Source organism: Devosia faecipullorum (genome assembly GCF_015158295.1).
Lineage (GTDB): Bacteria > Pseudomonadota > Alphaproteobacteria > Rhizobiales > Devosiaceae > Devosia > Devosia faecipullorum.
This window is the reverse complement of the sequence record NZ_JACDXV010000002.1, coordinates 1-18220: the sequence shown is the minus strand read 5'-3', so window position 1 is coordinate 18220 and position 18220 is coordinate 1. Positions and strand designations below refer to the sequence as shown.

Here is an 18220-nt window from a genome sequence, read left to right as displayed (position 1 = left end):
GCGCCGGCGCGGCGTTTCTGCCATTGCCGCTGGCGGCCGCCAAGATGTATTTGCGCGCCGCCCACCTCTTTTCATCGGCCGGGTCTCGGCCTAGAACGCCGCTATGCTCACGCCCGGCGCCGTTCTCCTGCATGACAACCAGAACCCGCAAGGGCAAAGCCTGCTCTTTGCCGCTCCGCGCGAGGTGCTGGTCGCTCATGACGCCGCCTCGGCGCGCGCCGCGCTCCACCGCCTGGCCGAGGCCGGTTCGCAAGGGCTCTGGGCCGCCGGCTATCTCGCCTATGAACTGGGTTTTCTGTTCGAGGAGCGGCTGGCGCCTTTGCTGCCGCCGCGCACCAAGACCCCACTGCTCTGGTTCGGCCTCTACGAGTCTCCGCGTTCTCTGGCGGCTGCGGAGATAGCGGCCATGCTGGCGGGGGCCGGGCATGGCGCCGCGGTGAACCTTCATCCCAGCCTCGATCTGCCGGCCTATGAAGCCGCCTTCGATCGGGTCAAGGAATTGATCGGGGCGGGCGACGCCTATCAGGTCAACCTGACCTTGCAGGCGCGCTTCTCGCTCGAGGGCGATCCGCTGGGGCTTTATGCACGGCTCGCCGCCAGCCAGCCCGTCGCCTATGGCGCCTATGTTGATGCGGGCGACCATCATGTTCTCTCCCGCTCGCCCGAATTGTTCGTGTCCGCCCAGGGCGATGCTCTCAAGGCTCGCCCGATGAAGGGCACGCTGAAGCGCAGTATTCATCTGGCCGACGACGAGGCCGACCGCCTCGCCCTCGCCCGGGACGCAAAAAACCGCGCCGAAAATCTGATGATCGTGGATTTGCTGCGCAACGATCTCGGTCGCATCGGCGAAATCGGTACGGTTCGCGTCACCGACCTCTTCACGGTGGAGACCTATCGGAGCCTGCATACCATGACGTCCGGCATCGAGGCGACGCGAAGGCCCGGTATCGGCATTCTCGAGGTGCTGGAAAATCTCTTTCCCTGCGGCTCGATCACCGGGGCGCCGAAATTGCGCGCCATGGAAATCATCCATGCGGTCGAGGCCGGGCCGCGCGGGCTCTATACCGGCTCCATCGGCTATATCGCTCCCAACGGCGATTTCAGCTTCAACGTCGCCATTCGCACCGCGATCATCGACGCTACCGGCAATGGCAATATCGGCATTGGCGGCGGCATCGTCGCCGATTCCACCGCCAGGGCCGAATATGAGGAAGCCCTGCTCAAGCTGAAATTTCTCGCCGATCCGGCCCCCCCGGTCACCCTGATCGAGACTTTCAAATGGACGCCGGAGGAGGGCTATGTCCTTTTGGGGCGCCATCTCGACCGGCTGGCAGCTTCGGCGGCCTATTTTGCTCTGCCCATGACCAGGGAGGGCGTCGCCGATTATCTCACCAATGCGGCCCGGGCCTGGGACGAACCCATGCGCGTCCGCCTCACCCTTTCTGCGACCGGGCCCGAGCTGAGCGCGGTAGCGCTGCCGCCCAGTCCCGAAATATTCCGCTTCGCCATCGCGGCGGAACGGCTCGATTCGACCTCTCTCTGGTTGGCCCACAAGACGACAAATCGCGGCTTTTACGATCAGCCCCGCCATCGCGCCCATGCCGAACGCGGCCTCGATGAAGTGGTCTTTTGCAATGAGCGCGGCGAATTGACCGAAGGCTCCTTCACCAATCTCTTCATCCAACGCAACGGCGCCTTGCTCACGCCGGCGCTGTCATCGGGCCTCTTGCCCGGCACGCTGCGCGCCGAATTGCTCGGCCGGGGCGAGGCGAGGGAAGCCGTGCTGACCCTTGCCGATCTCGACGCTGCCGAGGCAATCTTTCTCGGCAATTCTTTACGCGGCCTCATCCGGGCCGAATGGATCAGGAATGACGAACATGCTTGAAATCGCCCCCGATGACGTCCTCATCATCGTCGATATGCAATATGACTTCCTGCCCGGCGGCAATCTGGCGGTGGCGGGGGGCGACGAGATCGTGCCGCTGATCAACAAGCTGGCCACCAGATTTACCCATGTCATCCTCACCCAGGACTGGCATCCGGCCGACCACATTTCCTTTGCCAGCCAGCATGCAGGCAAGGCGCCCTTCGAAAGCGTCGAGCTCGACTATGGGCCGCAGGTGCTCTGGCCCGACCATTGCGTCTGGGAGAGCCACGGCGCCGAGATTTCCCGCGACCTCAAAGTGCCCCATGCGCAGATGATCATCCGCAAGGGCTTCAATCGTGCCATTGATTCCTATTCCGGGCTCCAGGAGGCCGACCGCGAAACCCTGACCGGCCTGGCCGGCTATCTGGGGGAGCGCGATCTCGGCCGGCTTTATATCACCGGCCTCGCCACCGATTTCTGCGTCGCCTGGACCGCCATTGACGGGGCGGCGGGCGGTTTCGACGTCACCGTCATCGAAGACGCCACCCGCGCCATCGATGCCGATGGCTCCCTGGAAAAAGCCTGGGCGGATATGGAGGAGGCCGGCGTGCTGCGCATCCAGAGCCGGGACATTCTGGGTTAAGCCGCTCCCCAAACAAAAAGGACGCCGCCCGGCGTCCTTTTTTCATCTGCACCGCGAGAATTGGTCACGCGCTTTTGTCGATGCCATCGCCGTCGGCGGGCGCTGCTGGCGCAGCGCCGCCGCCCTTGGCGACGCCGACCATGGCCGGGCGCAAGACGCGCTCGCCAATGGCAAAGCCTTCCTGCACCACCTGCACCACGATCCCCTCGGGCACATTGGGATTGGGCACTTCAAACATGGCCTGATGCTTGTGCGGATCGAATTTCTGCCCCGCCGCCTCGATCTTGGTCACCCCATGCTTGGCCAGGAGGCGCTGCATTTCCCGCTCGGCCAGCTCGATTCCCTCGATCAGGCTCTTGAGCGTGCCATCGGCGCCTTCGCGCACCTCGGCGGGGATCATCACCAGCGCCCGGCCCAGCGCATCGGTGGCCGAGAGCATGTCGCGGGCAAAACCGGCAATGGCATAGGCGCGGGTATCGGCGACGTCGCGCTCGGTGCGCTTGCGCAGGTTTTCCATCTCGGCGACGCTGCGCAGCAGCCGGTCCTTGAGGTCGGCATTCTCGCCCTGCAGCGCCTCGATGGGATCGACTTCGGGGGTCTCGACTTCCGGCACAGCATTTTCCGGCATTTCGCCCTGGGCGGCGTTTTCGTCGCTCATGTCGTCTTCTTCCGTCAAAAGGTAAAATCTCTTGCCCGCCATATCGGCCAAGGCTGGCCGCAATTCAAGTGCTCCGCTTGCGCGCCATCATCGCTGAAATCACATTGGCGGTATAATCCACCACCGGCACGATGCGCGCATAATTGAGCCGCGTCGGCCCAATCACCCCCAGGACGCCGACGATTTTGTCATTGGCATCCTTATAGGGGCTGAGGATTACCGATGAACCCGAAAGCGAAAACAGCTTGTTTTCCGAGCCGATAAAGATACGCACGCCCTGGGCGCGCTCGGCGTCGCCCAGAAGGTCAAGCAGCCCGTCCTTGCTTTCCAGCGCGTCGAAAAGCTGGCGCATCCGCATCAATTCATCGCTCGCCATGGCGTCGTTGATGAGATTGGCGCGGCCGCGCACGATGATGGTGGGGGCGCCGGCACCGCTATTGCCGGTGAGGGTGGCGATCCCGGCATCCACCAGTTTTTGCGTCAGCTCGTCCAATTCCGCCCGCTGCTCGGCCCGCCTTTCCTGCAAGACCCGCCGCGCTTCCGAAAGCGTCCGCCCCACCACGTAATGGGCCAGGTAATTGCCGGCCTGGCCGAGGGCGCTGGCCGTATAGCCCGGGGGCAGGTCGAGAATGCGGTTTTCCACCTGCCCGTCCTCACCCACAAGGATGGCCATGGCGCGGCTGGCATCGAGCCGCACGAATTCGATATGCTTGAGCACCATGTCGGCCTTGGCGGCGATGACGACGCCCGCGCCCTGACTCAGTCCCGATAGCAGCGATGAGGCTTCGGTGAGCAGGTCTTCCACCTGTCCATGGCCGGCATTGCCCTCGATATGGCGGGAAATCTGCTGGCGCTCTGTTTCATCGACGCTCCCCATTTCCAGCATGGCATCGACGAAGAAGCGGAGACCCTGCTGGGTCGGGGCGCGCCCGGCCGAAGTATGGGGCGCCGCGATCAGCCCCAGATCCTCGAGATCGGCCATCACATTGCGCACCGAGGCAGGCGAGAGTTCCACCTGCAACAGGCGCGACAGGTCGCGCGAACCCACCGGAAGGCCGGTATCGAGATAGCGCTCCACCAGCCGCCGGAAAATCTCCTGGCTGCGGGAATTGAGGACGGAAAGAAAGTCTTCGGCAGGTCTGGTCATTTGGGTTTGACTAAAAACGTCCGCTTTAACCTTGGTCTCTCATTTAAGCACTTCCTCCCCAACCGCCAAGCGTCGGGCGCTTGTGGGGCGCTGCGATGAGGGTTAAGACGCGGTTAACGTAGAAAACCAACTGGAATTACGATGCGGCCATCCGGACGTCAGCCCTCCGATATGCGGGCAGTGACCCTTGAGCGAAACGTGGCCATGAAGGCGGAGGGCTCCTGCCTCGTCGCCTTCGGCAATACCAGGGTTCTGTGCACCGCTTCGGTGGAAACCTCGGTTCCGGGCTGGCTGCGCGGCAAGGGCAAGGGCTGGGTCACCGCCGAATATGGCATGCTGCCCCGCGCCACCGGCAGCCGCACCCGCCGCGAGGCCACTACCGGCAAGCAATCGGGCCGCACCCAGGAAATCCAGCGGCTGATCGGCCGTTCGCTGCGCGCCGTGGTCGATCTCGAAGCCCTGGGCGAAGTGCAGGTAACGCTCGATTGCGACGTGCTCGAAGCCGATGGCGGCACCCGCACCGCCGCAATCACCGGGGCTTATGTCGCCCTAGCCGACGCCATCGCCTGGATGGAAACCCGCAAGCTGACCAAGGGCACAGCGCTGCGCGACAGCGTCGCCGCCATTTCCTGCGGCATCTATCGCGGCAGCCCGGTGCTCGATCTGGATTATCTCGAAGATGTCGAGGCCGAGACCGACGCCAATTTCGTTATGACCGGCTCCGGCAAATTCGTCGAAATCCAGGGCACGGCCGAAGGCGCGCCGTTCGACCGGGCCGAGTTGGATGCGCTGATGGGTCTGGCCGAAAAGGGCATTGGCGAATTGAGCCTCATGCAACAGGCGGCTTTGCGCGCATGATTTCTCTGGAGAAAAAAGCCCGCTCGTTTGGCCTTCTATCTCGCCTCGTTAAGGGGTCGATGGCACAGCGGCCGGGCCAAGGGGCTTTTCGCGAACACAATTCCCCCCTCTGGAACGATATTCGACGTGTTCTTGGTGGAGCCCGCACATGAGCGCCATTCCCCGTCTCCGCCCCGGCACGCGCCTCTGCATCGCCACCCACAATGCCGGCAAGCTCAAGGAATTCCGTGAGCTGTTCGAGCCGTTCGGGCTCGAACTGGTCTCCGCCGGTGAGCTTGGCCTGCCCGAGCCCGAGGAAACCGGCACCACTTTTGCCGAAAATGCCCGCACCAAGGCGCATGCGGCGGCGCGTGGCGCCAATATGCTGGCGCTGTCCGACGATAGCGGCATTTGCGTCGATGCGCTCAATGGCGAGCCGGGCGTCTATACGGCGGACTGGGCCGGGGTGCCGCGCGATTTCACCCGCGCCATGAAGCGGGTCGAGGATGCCTTGCAGGCGGCGGGCGCCAGCTCGCCGTCCCAGCGCCGGGCCGCCTTCAACGCCACTTTGTGCCTCGCCCATCCCGATGGCCGCGACGTGCTCTATGCGGGCAAATGCGAAGGCACTTTGGTCTGGCCGCCGCGCGGCGATATGGGCCACGGCTATGACCCCATGTTCATGCCCGATGGCTATGACATCACCTTTGGCGAAATGCCGCCCGAAACCAAGCATTCCTGGTCCCCCGGCCAGACCGGCCTCTCCCACCGCGCGCGGGCCTTTGCCCAATTCGTGGAGAACCAGATCGATCATGGGTGAGGTTTTGCGGCGTGGCCCCGATATTGTCGTGACCGTCATTGCCCGGCCTGTCCGGGCAATCCATCTGGCTGGGCCATGGACCACCGGGCCCGACCCGGTGGTGACGAGCTTTGGGAAATCTGCGCCATGACCAATCCCAACGACCTGTTCGGCATCTATGTGCATTGGCCTTTCTGTGCCGCCAAATGCCCCTATTGCGACTTCAATTCCCACGTCTATCGCGGCACCTTCGACGAGGACGCCTTCGTGGCCGGCTATAAGCGCGAGATCGCCCATATGGCGGCGCTCACGCCCGGGAGGCTGGTGCAATCGATCTTTTTTGGCGGCGGCACGCCCTCGCTGATGTCGCCCCGTGCCGTCTCCACCATTCTTGACGCCATTGCCGAAGCCTGGCAGGTCGACGGCAATGCCGAAATCACCCTCGAGGCCAATCCCACTTCGGTTGAAGTCGAGCGTTTTCGCGGGTTTCGCGCCGCCGGCATCAATCGCGTCTCGCTCGGCGTGCAATCGCTGCGCCCCGGCCCCCTGGCCGAACTGGGCCGCCGCCATTCCGTCGAGGAAGCAATGGCCGCCGTGCGCATCGCCCAATCGGTGTTCGAGCGCTCCAGTTTCGATCTCATCTATGCCCGTCCCCGCCAGACGCTGGAAGATTGGGAAGATGAACTCAAGGAGGCCCTGTGGATGGCGCGCGGCCATCTCAGCCTCTACCAACTGACCATCGAGCAGGGCACGCGCTATTTCGACCTGCAACAAGCGGGCAAGCTGACCTTGCCCGGCGAGGATCTGGCCGCCGATTTCTACGAATTGACCCAGGAATTGACCCGCGAGGCCGGCATGCCGGCCTATGAGATTTCCAACCATGCCGTGCCCGGCCAGGAAAGCCGCCACAACATGCTCTATTGGCGCTATGGCGAATATGCCGGCATCGGTCCCGGCGCCCATGGACGGCTCATGGTCAACCATCAGCGCCACGCCACTGCCACCGAAAAGCTGCCCTTCGACTGGCTGCAGCGCGTCAGTGAAACCGGCCATGGCATGATCACCGACGACGTGCTCACCTGGGAAGAGCAGGGCGACGAATTCCTCGTCATGGGCCTGCGGCTCAAGGAAGGCATCTCGCCCTCCCGCTTCATGTCCATTTCCGGCCGGGCCATTTCCGCCCGGCAGATCGATGCGCTCAAGGGCTATGGTTTTGTCGAAACCCTGCCCAACGGCAATATCCGCGTCACCGACAAGGGATTTCCGGTGCTCGACGCCGTCGTGGCCGATCTGGCCGCCTGAGCCCATAGGGCGTTTCGAGAACCAGTGCATGGCGGTTTTCCGGTTCGGAAACCCCACAAAACAAGCATTGAAAGGCTCTGAGGGCGACCCAGCGCGCCGATCGCCCGCTCAATCCTGCGCCCGGTCTTCGGACAGCCTTTTGTCCTGCCGCTCGGCGCCGCGCAGTTTTTCGCCCGCCTGGCGTTCCCTGCGGATGAGTTGCTTGAGCAGATCGAGATTGGCGGCAAGCGCCACGCTGTCGAGATTTTCGGGCAGCTTGTCCATGACGAATTCGGCGGTGCCGACGACGTCCCGCCAGCGCGGCTGGCTCGGCAGGGTTTCGAGCACCAGATATTTGTCGAGAGTGCGCGATTGCAGCGAGGAGCGGTCGAGCGTCACCCGCCAGATACCGCTCTGCTCGGCCAGATCGTATTTCGAGCTTCCCGTCGCCGCCCGCCAGAGCCGCAGGCTTTCCGTCATCACCGCGACCATGGTCCGGCGGTAATCCTCCTGGTCCGCATCCGCTGCCGCCTCGCCCCCCTCGATTGCCGATGCAGCCGCCAGGCGCGATCCCACCGTGTCCAGCACGTCGCGGATCGAGCGGTTGAGCGTCGAGGCGGCCGAGCGGGCCGCCGCCGAATCCCGGTCAAGTACCAGCGCGATGCCGCCCCCGGCCTGCGGTTCGAGCTCGAAGCCGCTGATCATCAGCGTTTCGCCCGGCGCGGCGGGCAGCACCACATCGGTGAGATTGGCCTCGCCGGCGAGGCGGATGTCTTCGCGGATGGAGCGCATCAGCGCCGGCGGCAGGATCTGGTCGATCTGGCTTTCCCCGGTGCGGATCTCCATGCCCAGCAGGTCCGCGGCGGCGCGGTTGCGGAAAATGACCCTTCCGGCATCGGTGGCGCAGATCACCCCCGGGGCCACGGTGTCGAGCAGGCGCGACATGCGTTGCTGGGAGAGGCGCAGCGCATCTTCGACCAGCGCTCGCCGCTCGATTTCCTCGCGCAATTCGACGTTTTCGGTCGCCTGGCGCTGCGCCTGCGAGGCCGCCAGCAGCGTGGTGATGCGGGCCAGAAGCTCATCCTTGACGAAGGGCTTGCACACATAATCATTGGCCCCGCTCTCGAAGCCAGCCAGCAGATCGCGGGTGCGGCTGCGCGCCGTCAGCATGATGATCGGCAATTGATAGAGCGAATGGCGCTCGCGCAGCCGCCGCGCCACTTCGAACCCGCTCATCCCCGGCATCATCACGTCGAGAATGACCAGATTGGGCCTGTTGCGGCCGATCAGTTCGAGCGCTTCATGCCCGTTGCGCGCCGCTTCGACGAAATAGCCGAGCGGCACCAGCACATTGCGCAGCACCTGGATATTGACCGGCTCGTCATCGACCACCAGCACATGCACCCGGTCGTCCTGGCTTTTGTCCTCGGCCAGCTCGGGCGCGCCCAGCGTGATGGGGCCGCTGGCCCGCTCGGCGAGCAATTCCATCGGCACGCGCTCGGTTTCGGCGTCCGCCATCGGCAGGACGAGGCAAAAGGTCGAGCCCTCGCCCAGCGTACTGGCGGCCGAGAGCCGCCCATTCATCGCCTGCGCCATCTGCCGGGCAATGGTGAGCCCGAGCCCGAACCCTTCCATTTCGGTGCTGGCGCGCTCCAGGGGCTGGAACACTCTTTCGAGATTGTCCGGGGCGATGCCGGTCCCCTTGTCGTGCACGGCGATCTCGATTTCCCCCTCCAGCGCCCGGGCGCTGATCCAGATATCGCCATTGCCGGCATATTTGATGGCATTGCCCAAAAGATTGTAGAGGATCTGCTCGAGGCGCACCGGATCGGCCTTGAGAAAGGGCAAGTCGTCCTCCAGCTCCACCTTGATGGCGACCGCCTCGCCCCAGACCAGCGTCTGGGCGAGCGAAAGCACATTGCGGATACTGGTGGGCAGGTGCACTGCGTGAATATCGAGCCGCATACGGCCCTGGCGGATGCGGTAGAGGTCAAGCAGGTCATCGACGAGGCGCGACAACCGACGAGCCGAATAGGTGATGATTTCCATCTGCCCGCGCTGCGCCGGGGTCAATTCGCCCGCCGCCCCGGTCGCCAAGGTTCCGGAAATCCCGATAATGCCGTTGAGCGGCGTGCGCAATTCGTGGCTGGTATTGGCAACGAAGGCGTCCTTCTGCCGGTCGGCCTCCTCGAGCTCGGCATTCTTTTCGGCGATGATCGCCACCTGCTGCTCGAGTTCGCCATTCTTGTCGCGCACCAGCGCCAGCTGTTCGAGCAGCGCGCTGCGCATCCGCCCGAAACTGGCGGTCAGCCGCCGCAGCTCCGCCGGCCCCCGCAGATTGGGAACGTCGAGGTCAAGATTGCCGGCGGCGATGGCTTCGGCCACATCAGTCAATTTGCCGAGCGAGGAGGCGACGCTGCGCGACAGCATCAGCGCGGTCCAGAAGATCATCGGCAGGCTGATCCCGGCCAGAATCAGCACCAGCCCGGTCAGGGCCTCGATCTTGGCAAAGGCCTGGCTGGTGGGCACTTCGGCGGTCAGCTGCCAATTTTGCGGGCCGAAGGGCAGTTCCGCTGAAGCGATCAGCGCCGATTCGGTCTCATAGCTGGCGCTTTCCGAACCCTTGGGGAGGGCTTTGTCCGCCGTTTCGGGCCGCCTCTCGCCCAGACGCCAGGGTTCGCCGGGCGGGCCGGAAATCGCCCGCCCCACCGCATTGGTAAGATAAAGCTGCCCCGCCGCCTGATTGCCGAATTGCCCCTGCACCACGGCGCCGACGGCGTCCGCCGGCAGCCGGAACACGGCAATGCCGCGCTTGCGGTTATGGAATTCCACCGGCACCGCCACATAGGCGGCGAAGGTGCCGGTCACCGGATCGAAGGCGAAGTCCTTCAAAATGGTGTCCGAGCGGGTCGTGGTCGCCAAAATGGTGTTGGCCAGCATGCCCAGGGGGGTGGGGGAAGCGAAGGTGCCGGTCAGGTCGGCGCCTAGATAGGCATCCTTGCCGGCCGAATAGACGACGCGCCCGTCGCGGTTGATCAGATAGACATTGTCGAATTCGGAATCGCGCACGAAGGCGAGGTAATCCTCGTGGAAGCGGTTATGGGCATTGGCATAATCGAGCGCCTTGCGCAGCAGCGGGCCTCCCATCTGTCCGGCGGGGTCGAAGGCGTCGCCCCCGGCGAAAATGTCCTGCAAGGTCTGGCGCGCCACGTCCGGGCTCGCATCGATCATGCGGAAGCCATGGGAGAAGCCGTAGAAATCTCCGATCGAATAGCGCACCGTATTGGATTTGGTCAGCGATTCCGCCTGCCGTACCGAGAATTCAAGATATTGCGCGATCTCGGCCTGCTTGGCGTCCTTGACGAAGCGCAATTGGGCGAAGGTCTCGTCCCGCAGGCTGGAGGTCTGCGTCACGATGAGGGCCGTGAAGATCAGTGACAGCGGCAGCGCCATGACCAGCAGGAAGATGACGAACAAACGCCCGCGAAACGTCGACGGCCAAAACCGCAAGCCGGTCATATCCCCCTCCTCCCGCCATGTGGCGGCGATGCCAATATGATACCACCTGACCCCGAATTGGTCGGCTTTTTACGGTTTTACTGGCGAATTTGACGGTTTTGCCGTCCTGACTCCACTCGTATTCTAGTGCCAATTACATACCAATCGCAACTCGTGCGATGCACGCGGTCTTTGTGGCCCGTGCGGAGGAACAATCGGGAGGAAGCCGAATGAGCTTGAAAAAGACTGCCCTTGTGCTGCTGGCCAGCGCGAGCACCCTGTCGGGTGTCGTAGCCCAGGATCAGGAGGCGGTGCTGACTGCGGTGCCGCAGCAGCTGACCGCCTGGGTCGAAAACTACAATCCGATGAACGCCACGACCGTGCTGCCCACGGTTCAGGATTTCCTTTATGAGCCGCTGGTCATCTTCAACGCGCTCAAGGGCGGCGAGGCCAGTTACCGGCTGGCAAGCGAATATTCCTATTCGGACGATCAGCTCGAGCTGACCTTCGTCATGCGCCCCGGCGTCACCTGGTCCGATGGCACGCCGCTGACCGCCCAGGACGTGGCCTTCACCTTCAACATGGTCAAGGAGCATCCGGCGCTCGACCTGCGCGCCGTCTGGCCGGGTCTGGAAAGCGTCGAGGCCATCGACGACAGCCAGGTCCGCTTCAAGTACAAGGAGGTCAATGCCGGCCTCATCTACCAGATCGTGCAGACCTATGTGGTTCCCAAGCATGTCTGGGAAGGCGTCGAGGATCCGGTGACCTTCACCAATCCCAATCCGGTCGGCTCCGGTCCGCTGACCGAAATCCGCCGCTTCACGCCGCAGGAATATATCCAGTGCCGCAATCCCAAATATTGGGACGCCGCGGAACTGGAAGTGGACTGCATGCGCATGCCGCAGGTCTCCAATAACGACCAGGTTCTCACCATGGCCTCGAACGGCGAACTGGATTGGTTCGGCTCGTTCATTCCCGACATCGAGCGCACCTATCTCGCCGGTGATCCGGACCATCGCGGCTATTGGTTCCCCGCCGGTTCGCCGGTCTATTTCTCGCTGAACATGGCGAGCGAGGATCCCGGCCTCAACGAAGCCTTCAACGACGTCGATTTCCGCCGCGCCTTCTCCATGGCTATGGACCGTCAGGCCATGGTGGACATTGCCGGCTACGGCTATCCCACCGCCAACGAATATGCTTCGGGCCTGGGTCAGGCCTATGACGTGTGGAACAATGCCGAAGCCGAGGCCGAATTCGGCCAGTTCGCCCAGTTCGACATCGACGCTGCCAAGGCCCTGCTGGCGGAGGCCGGCTATGCCGACACCGATGGCGACGGTTTCGTCGAAAGCCCGAGCGGCGCGGCGATCGCCTTCGACATCATCGTGCCCAATGGCTGGACCGACTGGGTCAACACCGTGCAGCTGGCCGTTGAAGGTCTCTCCGAGATCGGCATCAATGCCAGCATGGCGACACCGGAAAGCCCGGCCTGGACCGATGCGCTGATGTCGGGCAATTACAAGGCGGCGATCAACTCGGTCACCACCGGCGTCAGCCCGCATTTCTTCCTCGACCTGTCGCTGCATTCCCGCCATATCGGCCAGAACCGCTTCGCTTCTGCCCGCTATGAGAATGCCGCGCTCGATGCCGCGCTGGATAATTTCAACGCGACCACCGACGAAGCGGCACAGCGCGCAGCGATGAGCGAAATCCTCGCTCTGATCGCGGCCGACATGCCCCTGATCAACGTGTTCAACAACCCGCTCTGGTACGAATACAACACGTCCCGCTTCACCGGCTTCTTCAATGCCGACAATCCTGAAGCCCGCCCGGTCGTCTATGCCGGCGTGCCGGAACGCCTCCTGCACCTGCTGGCCCTCTCCCCGGTGGAATGATCCACCGCTAATGGGGCGGCGCGGTCTTCCGATCGCGCCGCCCCTCTCGTTTTTCTGGGAGGGAGTGGGATGAGCTTCATCATTCGCCGTGTCGCCTTTTATCTCGTGGCATTCCTTGTTGCCGCCACGATCAATTTCATCCTGCCCCGCCTGATGCCGGGCAATCCGATCGACGTGCTGTTTGCCCAGCAGGCGACCACCCTGCCCGCCGAGGCGCGCCAGGCATTGATCGAGACCTTCGGCTTCGCCTCCGGCCCGCTGCATCTGCAGTTTTTCGACTATATGAAATCGGTGTTCACCGGCGATCTGGGCTATTCCATCCGCTTTTATCCCCAGAAGGTGAATCAGGTTTTGGCCTATGCCTTTCCCTGGACCCTGCTGCTCGCTGGTACCGCCACCCTCCTCGCCTTCTGCATCGGCTCGATCGTCGGCACCTATGCCGCATGGCGCCGCGGCGGCCTGCTCGACGCCGTCGCCACCCCGCTGTCGCTGGCCTTGCAGGCGACGCCGGCCGTGGTGATCGCGCTGACCGCGCTGTTCATCTTCGGCGTGGCCTTGCGCTGGCTGCCCACCGGCTATGCCTTCAATCCCTCGCTCGATCCGGGCTGGACCTGGACCTATATCAGCAGCGTCTTCGTGCATGGCCTCATGCCGATCTTCTCGCTGATGATCGTCTTTGTCGGCGGCTATCTCGTCACCATGCGCAACAACATGATCGGCCAATTGGGCGAGGACCACGTCACCATGGGCCTGGCCAAGGGCCTGACCGACCGGCGGGTGCAGTTCAACTATGCCGCGCGCAATGCGCTTCTGCCCTCCGTCACCTCGCTCGGCCTGACCCTGGGCGCCATTCTGGGCGGCTCGCTCGTCACTGAAGTGGTGTTCAACTATCCCGGCCTCGGCCAGACGCTCTATCTGGGCATCGTCACCCGCGATTATCCCCTCATCCAGGGACAGCTGCTGATCATGACCTTCGCGACCCTGCTCGCGAACCTGGCGGTGGATCTGCTCTATGTGTTCCTCGATCCTCGCCTGCGAAAGGCCTGATCCATGCTCGGAACCCTCAAAGTCTTCTTGCGCAATCGCAAGGCCCTCATCGGGCTTGTCATCGTGCTGCTCTATGTCGCCGTGGCCGTCTTCGGTCCCATGCTGCTCAATCTGGACCCGATGCAGCGCGTCGGCCGCCCGCATCAGCCGCCGAGCCCGGATGAATGGTTCGGCACCACCAGGATGGGCCGCGACGTCTTCGCCCAGGTGATCTATGGCACCCGCACCTCGCTGGCCGTGGGGTTCTTTGCCGGCATCATCATCGTCTTGATCGGCACCTGCCTCGGCATCGCCGCCGGCTATTTCGGCGGCTGGATCGACGAAGTCATCACCTTCTTCACCAATGTGGTGCTGGTGATCCCGCAATTGCCGCTGCTGCTGGTCATCGCCGCCTTCATGGGCCAGACCAGCCCGGCCGTCATCGCCATCATCATCGGCATGACCTCCTGGGCCTGGGGCGCGCGCGTCACCCGCGCGCAGACCCTCACCCTGCGCAATCGCGAATATATCCTTGCCTCCGAACTGATCGGGGAGCGCCCGATCCGCATGATCTTCGTCGAGCTTCTGCCCAACCTGCTCTCGATCATCGGCTTCAATTTCATCGGCTCGGTGACCTATACGATCATCACCCAGGCGACGCTGGAATTCCTCGGCCTGGGCAATCCGATGTCGGTGTCCTGGGGCACCATGCTCTATCACGCCCAGAATACCTCGGCGATCGCCATCGGCGCCTGGTGGGAAGTGCTGGTGCCGGCTCTGGCCGTGGCCGGGATCGGGGTGGGCCTGTCCCTGCTCAATTTCGGCGTCGACGAGATTTCCAATCCCCGCCTGCGCACCCTGGGCACGGTGGCCGCCGCCGTGCGCGCGCAGAAAAAACTCGACCAGCAGCGGCTGGCGGAGACCAATCCATGACCTCTTCTTCCGCCAAGCCATTGGTCGAGGTGCGCGGCCTCAAGGTCGATTTTCTCACCGCCAAGGGTCTGTTCACCGCCGTCAAGGGCGTCGATTTCAGCATCGGGCGCGGCGAAGTGCTGGGCCTTGCCGGGGAATCGGGCTCGGGCAAGAGCACCATCGCCCTGGCGCTGATGCGCCTGCACCGCCCGCCGGCCATCATTTCGGAGGGCAGCATCGTCATCGATGGCGAGGACGTCCTGGCCATGCCCGAACAGCGCCTGCGCCAATGGCGCTGGTCGAGCGTCTCCATGGTGTTTCAGAGCGCCATGAATTCGCTCAATCCGGTGCTGACCATTTTCGAGCAATTCCGCGACGTCATCATGCAGCATACCGGCAAGACCCGGCAGCAGGCGCGCGAGCGGGCCGAGCAATTGCTGACCATGATCGGCATCTCGCCCAGCCGGCTCGACGATTATCCGCACCAGTTGTCGGGCGGCATGCGCCAGCGCGTCGTGCTGGCCATCGCCCTGGTGCTCGATCCCAAGCTCATCATCATGGACGAGCCGACCACCGCCCTCGACGTGGTGGTGCAGCGCGAAATCCTCGAGGAGATCGTGGCGCTCAAGGAAAAATTCGGCTTCGCCATCCTGTTCATCACCCATGACCTGGCGCTGATGGGCCAGTTTGCCGACCGCATCGCCATCATGCTGGAAGGCCGGCTGGTGGAAGTGGCGCCCTCGGCCGAGCTGATCGCCCATCCCCAACACGATTATACCAAGCGGCTATGGGCCTCCATGCCGCTGCTGGCGCGGAGCTAGGCCATGAGCACGTCAAGCGAACTTCTCAGCATCGAGGGCGCCAGCAAGTCCTTCCATGTCCGCCCGATGTTCGGAGCCTCCCACGAGGTGGTGGCGCTCAGCGACATCACGATCGGCCTTGAGGCCGGCAAGGCGCTGGCCGTGGTGGGGGAGAGCGGCTCCGGCAAATCGACGCTCGGCCGCGCCGTGACCCGGCTGTTTCCGCTGAGCTCGGGCCGGATCAGTTTCAAGGGCAAGGACATTGCCCTGCTGCGTTCGCGCGCCGAAAGGCTCGATTATCTGCGCAGCGTGCAGATGGTGTTCCAGGATCCCTTCTCCGCGCTCAATCCCGCCCATACCATCCAGCACCATCTCGAGCGGCCCCTGATGCTGCACAGGAACCTGCATGGCGCGGCGCTGGCTTCGGCCCTGGCCGGCATCCTGGCCGATGTGGAACTCGACCCGGCGGTGACGCTGCACAAATATCCCCATGAGCTCTCCGGGGGTCAGCGCCAGCGCGTCAATCTGGCGCGCGCCCTGGCCGTGGGGGCCGAGCTGATCATCGCCGATGAGCCCACGTCCATGCTCGACGTGTCCATTCGCCGCTCGGTGCTTGATCTCATGCGCCGCATGAAGGAAACGCGGTCCATCGCCTTTCTCTACATCACCCATGACATTGCCACGGCGCAATTCATCGCCGACCAGATCGCCATCATGTATGCGGGCCAGATCGTGGAATGGGGCCGCCCCGACCGGGTGATCGCCAATCCTCAGCACCCCTATACGCGCCTCCTGCTCTCGGCGGTGCCCGATCCGGCGGTAAAGCTCACCGGCGACCGCAGCCGGGCCTTTTCCCATGCGGCCGATGCTGTCCGCGCGCTTGCCCGCCAGCCGGCGCCTCTTATCGCCGAAGTGGAGCCGGGCCATTTCGTCCGCCAGGCCATTGCCGGGCCATGAAGGCAATCGCGGCACCCATGGGCCTGGTCCGACGCCTCGGCGCAGCTTTCGCGGCGCTGCCGGTCCGGGACGCAATCATCGGCCTGGGTGGCGCACATGCCAAGGGCGAGGCTGACGCCCTTTCCGATCTCGATTTTTACGTTTTTTGCTCTGATCTGCCGCCGATCCAGTCATTGCGCGAGGCGCTGGTTTCGCTGCTGCCCGATCTTTCCGGTCTCAAGACCTGGTCGGGATCGGGCGAAGCGGGGATCGATTTCACCCTCGACGGCGTGCCCGTGGAGATATGGTTCCGCGATAGCGGCGCGACGCGCGCCATAGTGGAGGCGACCCTCCAGGGCGGCTTTGAACGACAGGACCGGCTCTGGACCCCCAACGGCTTTTACCCGAGCACGGTGCTGGCCGATCTGGCGGCTATGGACATCCTCTCCTGTGCCGATCCGGACTTTCTCCGCCTGCTGGAGCGGATCGCGGTCTATCCCGAACCCTTGCGGCAAAAAATCTTTGCCGCCGGCCTTGCCGCCCAGGATTTCTGGCAGGGCAATATGCATCTCGAAACTGCCCTGGCCCGCGCCGATGCCTATTACCTGGCATCGATCCATCATCAGGTTCGCAACGGCCTCATCCAGTCCGCTTTCGCGCTCAATGGCCTTTATTTCGGCGGCGACAAGAAAATGGACCGCGCCCTGCGCCGTCTCGAATGCCTGCCCGCCGGCTTTGTCGCCGCTTTGCTGCCGGACCAGCTGCCGGCCAGTTCCGACGATTGGCGCCTGTCCTTCGCCGCCCTTTTTGCGGCGGGTGACGGGCTGCGCCGTCTCGACCGGCTCCGATGCCCGTCTCCGGCCCCGGCATGAGCCCTTGAACATGCAACAAACAGGGGGGACGACATTGGCGTATTCCGATCTGCGCGGCCTTCTTGCCGAGCCGGGGCCGTCCCTGTCGCGCTCCGAGCGCGCGGTCGCCGAGATCGTGCTCCAGGACGTGCAGGCCGCTCTCACCCAGACCATTACCGAGCTGGCCGGGCGCGCCGGTGTGTCGCCGCCGACGGTGACGCGGTTCTGCCGTCGGCTCGGCTTTGCCAGTTTCCAGTCCTTCAGGCTGGCGCTGGCGCAGATGCCGCCCGCCACAAGCGACGCCCTGATCCTCGATGATCCAGCTGCCGTGGCCGATCTGGTGCGCGGCGTGGCCTCCACCATCCAGAAATCCATCACCATCGCCGTCGAGGCGCTGGATTTCGACAGCGTCGCCCTGGTGGCCCGGCTGCTGGCGGAAAGCCGCCATATCGTCTTTCTGGGCAGCGCCGGGGCTTCGGGTACCCTGGCCATGGAAGCCACCAGCCGCTTTTATCGCCTCGGCTTTGCGGTCAGCGTCTGCGTCGACCGGCGCATGATGCAGCAACGCGCCCGTGACTGGCCCGCCGATTGGTTGATCGTTGCCTTTTCCACCTCCGGCACCGATGGGGCGCTGTTTGAAGCCATCGAGGCCGCGACGCTCCGTTCCAATGTGACCATCGCCATCGCGCCGCCGAAAACCCCGCTCGCGGCGGTGGCGACCCACAGGATTGCCATTCGTAGCCTCGACGCCGATGGCCCCCTGCCGGTCGCCAGTCGCAATTACCCGTTCCACGCTGTGCTCGCCGCCCTGGCCATGCTGGCCAGCGCCGAGCGGGCGCGGCGCTGAAGCACCGGACCGTAAAAGGATTACCGCCGGTTCGGAAAATTCGACACCTCCACGCGCCCCATGCGCTTCCCTTCTTCCTTCACGCTAGAACCGGACTTTTCTGCCATGCCGTCTTTTTCCCTCGTCACCACCTGGTCGCCTGCGAGCGCTCATGAGCCGCTTGGCTATGGGATCGAGCTGACCAATACGGGTTCTGCACCCGTCTCGAACTTCCAGCTGGGTTTTTCCG

Annotated in this window: 15 protein-coding genes; 12 read left to right on the top strand and 3 right to left on the bottom strand. The window is 63.9% G+C overall.

Annotated elements, in window-relative coordinates; translation table 11 throughout:
• Positions 1 to 103: 103 nt before the first annotated feature.
• Together pabB and pncA are read left to right on the top strand one after the other, a co-directional pair.
• Positions 104 to 1885: an aminodeoxychorismate synthase component I gene (pabB, locus tag H0482_RS05840; RefSeq protein WP_193729122.1), complete on the top strand. Its 1782-nt coding sequence runs from the start codon at positions 104 to 106 to the stop codon at positions 1883 to 1885.
• Positions 1869 to 2510, top strand: coding sequence for a bifunctional nicotinamidase/pyrazinamidase (pncA, locus tag H0482_RS05835; RefSeq protein ID WP_210319097.1), 642 nt, complete (start codon positions 1869 to 1871; stop codon positions 2508 to 2510). Before pabB ends, pncA begins: the two co-directional genes overlap by 17 nt.
• Before the next feature lie 64 nt (positions 2511 to 2574).
• On the opposite strand, the gene grpE is transcribed toward pncA, so the two are convergent.
• On the bottom strand, positions 2575 to 3168 hold the full coding sequence (gene grpE, locus H0482_RS05830) for a nucleotide exchange factor GrpE (RefSeq protein WP_193729121.1): 594 nt from the start codon (positions 3166 to 3168) through the stop codon (positions 2575 to 2577).
• Between the two features lie 64 nt (positions 3169 to 3232).
• On the bottom strand, positions 3233 to 4315 hold the full coding sequence (gene hrcA, locus H0482_RS05825) for a heat-inducible transcriptional repressor HrcA (RefSeq protein WP_193729120.1): 1083 nt from the start codon (positions 4313 to 4315) through the stop codon (positions 3233 to 3235).
• Between the two features lie 141 nt (positions 4316 to 4456).
• Between hrcA and rph the strand changes: the two genes are divergently transcribed.
• The 3 genes from rph (at position 4457) to hemW (ending at position 7250) form a co-directional block, all read left to right on the top strand.
• A complete protein-coding gene (gene rph / locus H0482_RS05820; protein WP_193729119.1) occupies positions 4457 to 5173 on the top strand; it encodes a ribonuclease PH in 717 nt (238 codons plus the stop codon).
• Between the two features lie 148 nt (positions 5174 to 5321).
• A complete protein-coding gene (locus tag H0482_RS05815; RefSeq protein ID WP_193729118.1) occupies positions 5322 to 5969 on the top strand; it encodes a non-canonical purine NTP pyrophosphatase in 648 nt (215 codons plus the stop codon).
• Positions 5970 to 6095: 126 nt separating this feature from the next.
• A complete protein-coding gene (gene hemW, locus H0482_RS05810) occupies positions 6096 to 7250 on the top strand; it encodes a radical SAM family heme chaperone HemW (RefSeq protein ID WP_193729117.1) in 1155 nt (384 codons plus the stop codon).
• Positions 7251 to 7358: 108 nt separating this feature from the next.
• On the opposite strand, the gene H0482_RS05805 is transcribed toward hemW, so the two are convergent.
• Positions 7359 to 10748 (bottom strand): hybrid sensor histidine kinase/response regulator, encoded by a 3390-nt coding sequence (locus tag H0482_RS05805; protein ID WP_193729116.1) that lies wholly within the window; start codon positions 10746 to 10748, stop codon positions 7359 to 7361.
• Between the two features lie 209 nt (positions 10749 to 10957).
• Here H0482_RS05805 and H0482_RS05800 point away from each other — a divergent pair, with 209 nt between their 5' ends.
• The 7 genes from H0482_RS05800 (at position 10958) to H0482_RS05770 (ending at position 17991) form a co-directional block, all read left to right on the top strand.
• Entirely contained in the window at positions 10958 to 12619 is a 1662-nt protein-coding gene (locus H0482_RS05800) for an ABC transporter substrate-binding protein (protein WP_193729115.1), read from the top strand.
• A 69-nt stretch (positions 12620 to 12688) separates the two neighbouring features.
• Positions 12689 to 13666, top strand: coding sequence for an ABC transporter permease (locus tag H0482_RS05795; protein ID WP_193729114.1), 978 nt, complete (start codon positions 12689 to 12691; stop codon positions 13664 to 13666).
• A 3-nt stretch (positions 13667 to 13669) separates the two neighbouring features.
• Positions 13670 to 14578, top strand: coding sequence for an ABC transporter permease (locus H0482_RS05790; protein WP_193729113.1), 909 nt, complete (start codon positions 13670 to 13672; stop codon positions 14576 to 14578).
• Entirely contained in the window at positions 14575 to 15378 is an 804-nt protein-coding gene (locus H0482_RS05785; RefSeq protein ID WP_193729112.1) for an ABC transporter ATP-binding protein, read from the top strand. The genes H0482_RS05790 and H0482_RS05785 overlap by 4 nt, the downstream gene beginning before the upstream one ends.
• Before the next feature lie 3 nt (positions 15379 to 15381).
• Positions 15382 to 16314 (top strand): ABC transporter ATP-binding protein, encoded by a 933-nt coding sequence (locus H0482_RS05780; RefSeq protein ID WP_193729111.1) that lies wholly within the window; start codon positions 15382 to 15384, stop codon positions 16312 to 16314.
• The gene (locus tag H0482_RS05775; protein ID WP_193729110.1) at positions 16311 to 17165 is read left to right on the top strand and encodes a hypothetical protein; all 855 of its coding nucleotides are present in this window, start codon (positions 16311 to 16313) and stop codon (positions 17163 to 17165) included. Before H0482_RS05780 ends, H0482_RS05775 begins: the two co-directional genes overlap by 4 nt.
• A gap of 34 nt (positions 17166 to 17199) precedes the next feature.
• Positions 17200 to 17991 (top strand): MurR/RpiR family transcriptional regulator, encoded by a 792-nt coding sequence (locus tag H0482_RS05770; protein ID WP_193729109.1) that lies wholly within the window; start codon positions 17200 to 17202, stop codon positions 17989 to 17991.
• Positions 17992 to 18220: the final 229 nt, after the last annotated feature.

Bases quoted from the DNA above. Each gene is read 5' to 3' on its own strand.
- pabB (WP_193729122.1), top strand. From the start codon at position 104: ATGCTCACGCCCGGCGCCGTTCTCCTGCATGACAACCAGAACCCGCAA.
- pncA (WP_210319097.1), top strand. From the start codon at position 1,869: ATGACGAACATGCTTGAAATCGCCCCCGATGACGTCCTCATCATCGTC.
- grpE (WP_193729121.1), bottom strand. From the start codon at position 3,168: ATGAGCGACGAAAACGCCGCCCAGGGCGAAATGCCGGAAAATGCTGTG.
- hrcA (WP_193729120.1), bottom strand. From the start codon at position 4,315: ATGACCAGACCTGCCGAAGACTTTCTTTCCGTCCTCAATTCCCGCAGC.
- rph (WP_193729119.1), top strand. From the start codon at position 4,457: ATGCGGCCATCCGGACGTCAGCCCTCCGATATGCGGGCAGTGACCCTT.
- H0482_RS05815 (WP_193729118.1), top strand. From the start codon at position 5,322: ATGAGCGCCATTCCCCGTCTCCGCCCCGGCACGCGCCTCTGCATCGCC.
- hemW (WP_193729117.1), top strand. From the start codon at position 6,096: ATGACCAATCCCAACGACCTGTTCGGCATCTATGTGCATTGGCCTTTC.
- H0482_RS05805 (WP_193729116.1), bottom strand. From the start codon at position 10,748: ATGACCGGCTTGCGGTTTTGGCCGTCGACGTTTCGCGGGCGTTTGTTC.
- H0482_RS05800 (WP_193729115.1), top strand. From the start codon at position 10,958: ATGAGCTTGAAAAAGACTGCCCTTGTGCTGCTGGCCAGCGCGAGCACC.
- H0482_RS05795 (WP_193729114.1), top strand. From the start codon at position 12,689: ATGAGCTTCATCATTCGCCGTGTCGCCTTTTATCTCGTGGCATTCCTT.
- H0482_RS05790 (WP_193729113.1), top strand. From the start codon at position 13,670: ATGCTCGGAACCCTCAAAGTCTTCTTGCGCAATCGCAAGGCCCTCATC.
- H0482_RS05785 (WP_193729112.1), top strand. From the start codon at position 14,575: ATGACCTCTTCTTCCGCCAAGCCATTGGTCGAGGTGCGCGGCCTCAAG.
- H0482_RS05780 (WP_193729111.1), top strand. From the start codon at position 15,382: ATGAGCACGTCAAGCGAACTTCTCAGCATCGAGGGCGCCAGCAAGTCC.
- H0482_RS05775 (WP_193729110.1), top strand. From the start codon at position 16,311: ATGAAGGCAATCGCGGCACCCATGGGCCTGGTCCGACGCCTCGGCGCA.